This window comes from Rhodoferax sp. GW821-FHT07F03 (assembly GCF_059418745.1).
Genome location: NZ_JBWKQM010000023.1, coordinates 44384 through 52086, shown reverse-complemented (window position 1 = coordinate 52086; position 7703 = coordinate 44384). Strand labels below are relative to the sequence as shown.

At 59.0% G+C, this 7703-nt stretch carries 11 protein-coding genes; 6 read left to right on the top strand and 5 right to left on the bottom strand.

The window, feature by feature from the left end; genetic code table 11:
* On the bottom strand, positions 1-771 hold a 771-nt coding region (locus AC07R0_RS25335; RefSeq protein WP_495106971.1), incomplete at its 3' end, for a transposase.
* Positions 772-1048: 277 nt separating this feature from the next.
* Here AC07R0_RS25335 and AC07R0_RS25330 point away from each other — a divergent pair.
* Positions 1049-1807 (top strand): PEP-CTERM sorting domain-containing protein, encoded by a 759-nt coding sequence (locus tag AC07R0_RS25330; RefSeq protein WP_495106970.1) that lies wholly within the window; start codon positions 1049-1051, stop codon positions 1805-1807.
* Between the two features lie 80 nt (positions 1808-1887).
* Here the strand turns inward: AC07R0_RS25330 and AC07R0_RS25325 are convergent, their stop codons facing one another.
* Together AC07R0_RS25325 and AC07R0_RS25320 are read right to left on the bottom strand one after the other, a co-directional pair.
* Entirely contained in the window at positions 1888-2124 is a 237-nt protein-coding gene (locus AC07R0_RS25325) for a hypothetical protein (protein ID WP_495106969.1), read from the bottom strand.
* 6 nt (positions 2125-2130) lie between these two features.
* Complete coding sequence (locus AC07R0_RS25320) at positions 2131-2283, bottom strand: hypothetical protein (protein ID WP_495106968.1); 153 nt, start codon at positions 2281-2283, stop codon at positions 2131-2133.
* A gap of 327 nt (positions 2284-2610) precedes the next feature.
* On the opposite strand from AC07R0_RS25320, the gene AC07R0_RS25315 reads away from it, so the two are divergent.
* Together AC07R0_RS25315 and AC07R0_RS25310 are read left to right on the top strand one after the other, a co-directional pair.
* Positions 2611-2763, top strand: a complete 153-nt coding sequence (locus AC07R0_RS25315; RefSeq protein ID WP_495098869.1) for a hypothetical protein — start codon at positions 2611-2613, stop codon at positions 2761-2763.
* Complete coding sequence (locus AC07R0_RS25310; protein WP_495106967.1) at positions 2760-2897, top strand: hypothetical protein; 138 nt, start codon at positions 2760-2762, stop codon at positions 2895-2897. Before AC07R0_RS25315 ends, AC07R0_RS25310 begins: the two co-directional genes overlap by 4 nt.
* A gap of 79 nt (positions 2898-2976) precedes the next feature.
* On the opposite strand, the gene AC07R0_RS25305 is transcribed toward AC07R0_RS25310, so the two are convergent.
* Complete coding sequence (locus AC07R0_RS25305) at positions 2977-3129, bottom strand: hypothetical protein (RefSeq protein ID WP_495106966.1); 153 nt, start codon at positions 3127-3129, stop codon at positions 2977-2979.
* 248 nt (positions 3130-3377) lie between these two features.
* On the opposite strand from AC07R0_RS25305, the gene AC07R0_RS25300 reads away from it, so the two are divergent.
* From AC07R0_RS25300 to AC07R0_RS25290, 3 genes are read left to right on the top strand one after another with little or no spacing between them, the layout of a single operon-like run.
* Positions 3378-3959, top strand: coding sequence for a GbsR/MarR family transcriptional regulator (locus AC07R0_RS25300; RefSeq protein WP_495106965.1), 582 nt, complete (start codon positions 3378-3380; stop codon positions 3957-3959).
* Complete coding sequence (locus AC07R0_RS25295) at positions 3959-5317, top strand: cytochrome ubiquinol oxidase subunit I (protein ID WP_495106964.1); 1359 nt, start codon at positions 3959-3961, stop codon at positions 5315-5317. Before AC07R0_RS25300 ends, AC07R0_RS25295 begins: the two co-directional genes overlap by 1 nt.
* Entirely contained in the window at positions 5310-6341 is a 1032-nt protein-coding gene (locus AC07R0_RS25290) for a cytochrome d ubiquinol oxidase subunit II (protein WP_495106963.1), read from the top strand. The genes AC07R0_RS25295 and AC07R0_RS25290 overlap by 8 nt, the downstream gene beginning before the upstream one ends.
* 86 nt (positions 6342-6427) lie before the next feature.
* Here the strand turns inward: AC07R0_RS25290 and AC07R0_RS25285 are convergent, their stop codons facing one another.
* Complete coding sequence (locus AC07R0_RS25285; protein ID WP_495106962.1) at positions 6428-7609, bottom strand: MFS transporter; 1182 nt, start codon at positions 7607-7609, stop codon at positions 6428-6430.
* Between the last annotated feature and the right edge of the window lie 94 nt (positions 7610-7703).

The window sequence follows — 7703 nt, the reverse complement described above, 5'->3', positions numbered from 1 at the left end:
TGCATCCACTGCCGTCTGTATGTTGTAGCCCACCAGGCCTGAGCCTTGAGCGTGGGTGGCCATGGAGCGGGCGTCGGGGTCGGTGAGGGAGATTTGTCCGTCAGGCACATCCTTCAGCTGTCGCTTTACTTCATCGAGTTGCTGCATCTGGGTACGCAACTTCCTGATCTTCTCCTGTAACCGTTCCGTCTTGGCCTCGACTTCGGCGGGCTGGGTGCGGTCGGCCGTTTCCAAGGCATCAAGGTAGCGCTGGATGCTGTGTTCGATCTGTTCCTGGCGCTTAGCAACCTTGCCCACGGTGAAGTTGCGGTCCCGGCTGTTCACGGCCTTGAACTTGCTGCCGTCGATGGCAACGATAGCATGGGTGAACAGCTTCAACTGTCGGCACAGAGCGATGAAGCGTTGGCAGACGTTACGGATACCGGTGCCGTTGTCATGGCGGAAGTCAGCGATGGTTTTGAAGTCGGGCGCCAACCGGCCGGTGAGCCACATCAGTTCCACATTGCGCTGGGCTTCGCGCTCCAGGCGCCGGCTGGACTGGATGCGGTTCAGGTAGCCGTAGATGTACAGCTTGAGCAGGACTGACGGATGGTAAGAGGGGCGTCCCGTGAGAGCAGGTTCGGTGCCCGCAAACCCGAGGGAGGCCAAGTCCAGTGCTTCAACGAAAGCATCGACGATCCGCACCGGATTGTCTTCAGCAACATAATCGTCGAGGCACTCGGGTAGCAAGGTGACTTGCTGGCGGTCTTGGCCTTCGATGAATCGCTTCATGGGCTACCTCGCTGGAAACGGGTTGCCTTATTTTATTTTTGAAGCGGCTAAGCGTGAAGCGTTTTCACACAGCCTCGGCCCAATGCAATCTTACGTTTTGCTAGGAAGCGGGCATACACCCCACCTTCACCGGCGGGGGGATGGGAACCACCTATCGCAGACGAAATGTGCATTAGTAGCGAATATTTCATAAATCTACGGGCGTCCTCGATATTCCGCCCGCTGTACCAGGTGAAAATCTGCGGCGTTACATTCGGCTTACAAATAAGGAATTTCAGTGAGGTCTTTTTTAGCTTGTGCGTCTGTTACCGCTGCCGCGCTGTTGTCGCTTAGCAGCGCTCATGCAGGATATGTGACCTATTTTGGAAAAGATTTAAATGGCAGCTCGACGGTACCGTTGACCTCCATACCGAAATCCTCTGCGGCACAGGCACAGTTTTTGTCCGACTTGATCAACCCTCAATTTGAAACATTTGAAGGAATTGCGGCTGGAACTAAGAATCCGACTCTGAATTTCGGTTCCAGAGTGGCTCAGCTTAGCGGGGGAAACTCGTCGGTGGTAGCGGTAAAGCCTGGCAGTACGGATAACACTGGGCGCTACAGCGTCCCGGCTGGGTCGTCGAAGTTTTATAACGTAGACGCAAGTTCGCGCAATCGGGATTTTTCCGTGACGTTTGGTGACGAGGTTGCGGCCTTTGGTTTTTTTGGGGTTGATATCGGGGATGTTGGTGGATCACTGCTTCTTGATTTTTACAATGATCTAAATCAACTCATTCAGACGATCGTGGTACCGAACAATCCAACCGAAGCAAATGACGGATCGGTTCTTTATTTCGGGGTAATCGCGAGTTCTGCAGACGAGTATTTCAAAACCGTTACGTTCCACAATCTGAACGGAGCTGGTGACGGATTCGGTTTTGATAATTTCACTGTGGCTGATCCGTCGCAAGTTTCCACTGTCCCGGAGCCGGGCACCGTGGCATTGTTTGGGCTCGGACTCGCTGGCCTCATGGCGGTCCGCAAGCGGAAAGCGTGAATCGACAACCCGGCTAATGCAGACCCACTTTGATGTCGGCTGCTGGCCGCCGTATCCTGCCGTAGGAAGGCGCAGTGGACTCAGCCAAAGGACTGCTCGATTGAATCCGGGTGTTTGGGTGCCGTCAGTTCAACCCAGTTCATGGGAATGCCATCCACCACAGTCGGCCGGTGCACCGTAACGGCCACCAGGGGCATGCGTTCCAGCAGCAACCGCAAATGCAGGTCGGTGACGGCGGCATACACATGAGTAATGTCCATGTCCTGGAAGGGCTTGATGCCCACCTGCTCCATCAACCTATAGAAACCTGGCCCCATTAGTATTCAGCCAAAGAAAACGCGGCCAATGCCTCGCGCGAGTTGGTACGCGAACATGGCCATGAAGGTGCCAACCAAAGCCACACTGGTTACGCTTCCGATTGCCAGGCCCAGAAAGCTCAAACCCTCGTAGTGCTCGTCTACATCTTGTTGAACCATACAAATTGCTCCATTTGTGGGTTGAAGAAATCAACGCCACCAATGTAGAGCGGGGCCTGCAGCTCGTCGCGTGACAAACGCACATAAATCAATATTTGATGCGGCTACTAGCCAGAGAGTGCATTCAGGTCGCCCCATCCGAACGGCAAATATTGCAATGGACCGTCTCGCTTTGCCAGGCGAAACTTTCCTGCCCTGACGGAAGCCAGGGTGTATGGCAGTAACATGCATAGCACATAGCGCAAAACTGTCGAATAGTTCCGCAAATTGCATTTTGGAAATTCAACTGTCATTCACATGACGCGGGATGCGATTTAAATTTGAGGCATGAACACACCAAACCATCCCCAATCCACTGCAGCCAAAGAGGTTCCAGCTGAACCAATGAATGGTGCTGCATTTGTTCACACACTGCTGATCCTGGGCGCCCTGGGTATGGCGGTTTACAAGGTGCTCGACGCGGCCCTTCATCTACTTTGACCCTCGCCCCACACAAATCCAATAACTGGAAAAAACTGAAGCTGGTGCTGGCCATCGTCACCTTGGGCGCCGTGGCCATCACGTTTATCAGCGGCACAGCCATCTTCGTATACCAGATGCTGCGCGCCGGATAGCCTCGCACAACTTGAATCAAGCCCGCTAATGCGGGCTTTTTCACGTCTGCGTGGCAGGAATCCACGCCAACGCGGCAGCTCAATGCACGGTGGCGCTACTGGGGGCTGTGAGTTTGAAGTGCTGGACGGCCTGCTGGGGGCTGCACTGCAATTGGCGCTGGAACAGGCGCTGTTCCAGGCACAGCCTCGGGACACGGCGCGGGGTGGTCTTGCTTGGCTGGCGTCTCGGCATTCAATGCTCCTTGTAAGGTTCAGTTGCTGCGGTATCGATAGCGTCTTGCGCAACCAGTGTAGGGCCTGAAATCGACGGTCCCCATTCTTTTTACACCTGTGTTGCGCGCACAACAACACAGTCAAGCGGGCAGCCAGCACGCGACTTACCCCCAACGAGTGGGCCCTGGCTGCTGAAGGTCTTTGTGGCTACAGTTTGTCTGAATTCCTGAATTTTCAGAAAATACTGAAAATTCAGGAATTTAAAACATGAACCTCGCCCCTCTCACCCAGCGTTTTGTTTTGCACTTTGGCGAAATGGGCAGCCGCTGGGGCATCAACCGTACTGCGGGACAAATCTACGCCCTGCTGTTTGTCTCTGCCAAACCACTGAACGCCGATGAAATCGCCGAAGGCCTGGGCTTCTCGCGCTCCAACGTCAGCATGGGGCTGAAAGAACTCTCGTCCTGGAACCTGGTGCGGCTGCACCATTTGCCGAACGACCGGCGCGAATACTTCGAAACGCCCGAAGACGTATGGGCCATCTTCCGTACCCTGGCCGCCGAGCGGCGCAAGCGCGAGATCGATCCCACCTTGTCCATGCTGCGCGACGCGCTGATGGAGCGCCCGGCCCTGGCCGAAGACATCCACGCCCAGTCGCGCATGAAAGAAATGCACGACCTGATCGAGCTGGGCACCTCCTGGCTGGATGAGGTGCAAAGCATGGATTCGGCCTCGCTGGCCAGCATGATGAAGATGGGTACGCAGATGAAAAAGCTGCTGCAGGCGAAAGACCGGGTGAAGCAGGCCCTCAAGCCCAGCAAGGCCGCTGCAAACAAGGGAGATGCGTGATGGACGCAATGGACCCGGTCGCACTGGCCCGCATCCAGTTTGCGGCCAATATGACGTTCCACATTCTGTTCCCCACCATCAGCATCGCCACGGGCTGGGTGTTGTTTTATTTCAAGACCCGCTACACCGCCACGCGGGCCGAACACTGGATGGATGCCTACCAGTTCTGGGTGAAGATATTCGCGCTGACCTTTGCGCTCGGCGTGGTCAGCGGCATCACCATGAGCTTCCAATTCGGCACCAACTGGCCAGGCTTCATGATGAAGGTCGGCAATATCGCCGGGCCACTGCTGGCCTACGAAGTACTGACCGCCTTTTTCCTGGAGGCCACCATGCTGGGCATCATGCTGTTTGGCCGGCATCGGGTGAGCGAGCGCCTGCACACTGTCGCCACGTTCCTGGTGGCGGCCGGCACCACGCTGTCGGCCTTGTGGATACTGGCGCTGAACTCGTGGATGCACACGCCGGCCGGCTTTGTAATGGTCAACGGCCAGGCCCATGTGACCAGCTGGCTGGAAGTGATCTTCAACCCCTCCTTTCCCTACCGGCTGGCCCATATGCTGCTGGCCTCGGGTCTGACGGTGGCCTTTCTGCTTGCCGGCATCAGCGCCTTCCGCTGGCTGAAGAATGACCGCGGGCTCGAAGTGATGGCCAGCCTGCGCACCGGACTGACCGTAGCCGCCCTACTGATCCCTGTGCAGATCGTGGTCGGCGACATGCACGGAATGAACACGCTGGAGCACCAGCCGGCCAAGATCGCCGCCATGGAAGGCATCTGGAAGACCGAACGCGGCGCCTCTGCCGTGCTGTTCGGCCTGCCCGACTCGGCCACGCAAAGCAACAGGTTTGAAGTGGCCATTCCCCAGTTGGCATCGCTATATCTCACGCACAGCTGGGACGGCGAGGTCCAGGGCATAGACGCTTTTGGCGACAAGCACCCGCCCGTGGCGCCGGTGTTCTTCGCCTTCCGCATCATGGTTGGCGTGGGGCTGCTGATGCTGGCGGCCAGCTGGGTTGGCGTGTGGCAGTTGCGCCGCCAAGGTGCGCCACGGCCCTGGCTCGCGCGTCTGCTGGTAGCCATGACTTTCATCGGCTGGGTGGGCCTGATTGCAGGCTGGTATGTGACGGAAATCGGTCGCCAGCCCTGGCTGGTGTACGGCGTGATGACAACCGCCGAAGCCGCGTCCAGCGTACCGCCCACAGCGATTGCGGCCACGCTGCTGATGTACCTGCTGCTGTACGCGGTGTTGATCACCGCCTATGTGTCCGTGGTGTTCTATATGGCCCGCAAAGCCAGTGCATTGGCCAAACCCATCTTCCCCACCATAGACCGCCGCCGGGAGACCCAGCATGCCTGATCTGATCAACAACCTGGGCCAACCGCAAGTCTGGTTGCCCATCGTCTTCGCACTGGTGATGGCATTGGCCATGCTGGCCTACGTGATTCTGGACGGCTACGACCTGGGCGTGGGCATTCTGATGCGCAAGCCCGACAACGCACAGCAAGACGCGATGATTGCCAGCATAGGTCCGTTCTGGGATGCCAACGAAACCTGGCTGGTGCTGGGCGTGGGTGTGCTGCTGGTTGGGTTCCCGATGGCGCATGGCGTGATCCTGGGCGCGCTCTATCTGCCCGTGGCCTTGATGCTGATGGGGCTGATGCTGCGCGGCGTGGCCTTCGACTTCCGGGTCAAGGCCAAAGACGACCACAAGCAGCTGTGGAACATGGCCTTTCACATCGGCTCGCTGCTGGCAGGCTGGGCCCAGGGCTTCATGCTGGGTTCAATGATCACCGGCTTCCGGCACGACCTGGCGGGCATCTTGTTCAGCAGCCTGATCGGCCTGTGCCTGCTGGCAGCCTATGCGCTGCTGGGCGCGGGCTGGCTGATCATCAAGACCGAGGGCGCACTGCAGCTAATGGCGGTAGCCTGGGCGCGCCGCAGCCTGTGGCTGACCGGGCTGGGCGTGCTGGCCATCTCTGTCGCCACGCCCATGGTCAGCCATAGCATCTTTGTGAAATGGTTCAGCTTCCCGAACCTCATCTTGCTGCTGCCGATACCGATAGGCACGCTGGTGCTGTTCGGCGCCATCTGGCGCAGCCTGGGCCGATTACCGGTACGGCTGGAGCAAGGCAACGAATACGGCATAGGCGTGCCCTTCGGCGCCACGGTGGGCATCTTCCTGCTGGCGTTTTACGGCCTGGGCTACAGCATCTTCCCCTGGCTAGTGATCGACAAGATCACCATCTGGGACGCAGCCAGTGCTCCCGAAGCACTGATGGTGATCTTCTACGGCGTGGCCGTGGTGCTGCCGGTGATCATTGGCTACACGGTATTTGCCTACCGGGTGTTCTGGGGCAAATCCACCGCGCTGAAGTACTGAGCAATATTTACAGAAAATAGGCCTCTGGCGCAGATAGTGCCTGCGCCAACAGCTATTTATTCAATAGCAAAACCCATGGCATGCGCTCAGGCCGGAAGCGCTGTCCACCGCGGCAAGCGCCTGGCCAGCAGCAGAACCAACAGCAGGTTCAGTACCGCCAGCCCGCACAGCAGCAGCCATGTGGCCCCCGCTCCCCAAGCATCGATCAGATAGCCGCCCACCAGCGGCGTGGCCGCCTGCCCCAACAGTGCCGGCCTGGCCATGCGCCCCATCAGCACCGGGTAGTCGGCGGCAGCCACCAGGGACAGCGGCAGCGTGCCACGCACAACCGCACGCAAGCCATTGCCCGCACCGTACAACATGACGCCCACCGCCGCTGCGCCGGGCAGCAGCGCGATCAGCAACAGCCCTGCCAGCACCAGTGACACCGAGATACACGTAGTCCACACAGGGTGCCTTTTACGCGCCAGCATGTCCACCACGCGCGATCCCACCTGGCTGGGGCCCAGCAGCGCGCCCACGCTGACAGCCCCCGCCAGCGAATAGCCACGCCCCTCCAGCAAGGCGATCAGGTGCACCGACATGGCCGTCATGACGACGGCGGCCAGGGTAAAGATCGCGGCCAGCAAGGCATACAGCCTGGCGTCCACCTGCCGGCTACCGCTTGCCTGCACGCCAGAACCCGCGCTGGCCAGTCCGGGCGCAGGCAAAGCCTTCGCGTACATAGGCCACACCAGTAGCAACAGCAACACGGCGTAGACGCAGCAGGCCTGGCGCCAACCGCAGTAGGCAATCAGCATGGCCACCGCCGGCCACACCACCGTCGTGGCAAAACCCGAGATGAGCGTGACCCCGGTGATCGCGGAACGGGCGTTCGGCCCATACACATGACCCAGCGTGGCAAACAAGGCGTCGTACAGCCCGGCCGCCATGCCCACGCCCAGAATGGCCCAGCCCAGCAAAAACACCGGCAGACTGCCCGCCATAGCCAGCACCAGCAGGCCCGCTGCGGTGATGATGCCGCTGCTGCACAACAGGACGCGGCCGCCGTAGCGCAGGATCAGCCGCCCGCTGCAGGGCGCCAGCAGACCGGACACCAGGATACCCAGCGACAGCGCGCCATAGACCCATTGGCGTGCCCAGCCGGTCTCGGCAATCACCGGACTGACCAGCACCGCCATCAGAAAAAAAGAGCCGCCCCATACCAGTATCTGCACCAGGCCCAATAAGGCAATGCTGATGATTGGGGGGCGATGGGCTTGGGTCATGGAATCGGCTGCTGTGGTCAAGCTGCTACTTTCGCTTTTCAGCCACTATCTGTAAATTCCGAATCCAGGAACCCATCAATACGATAAACCTATG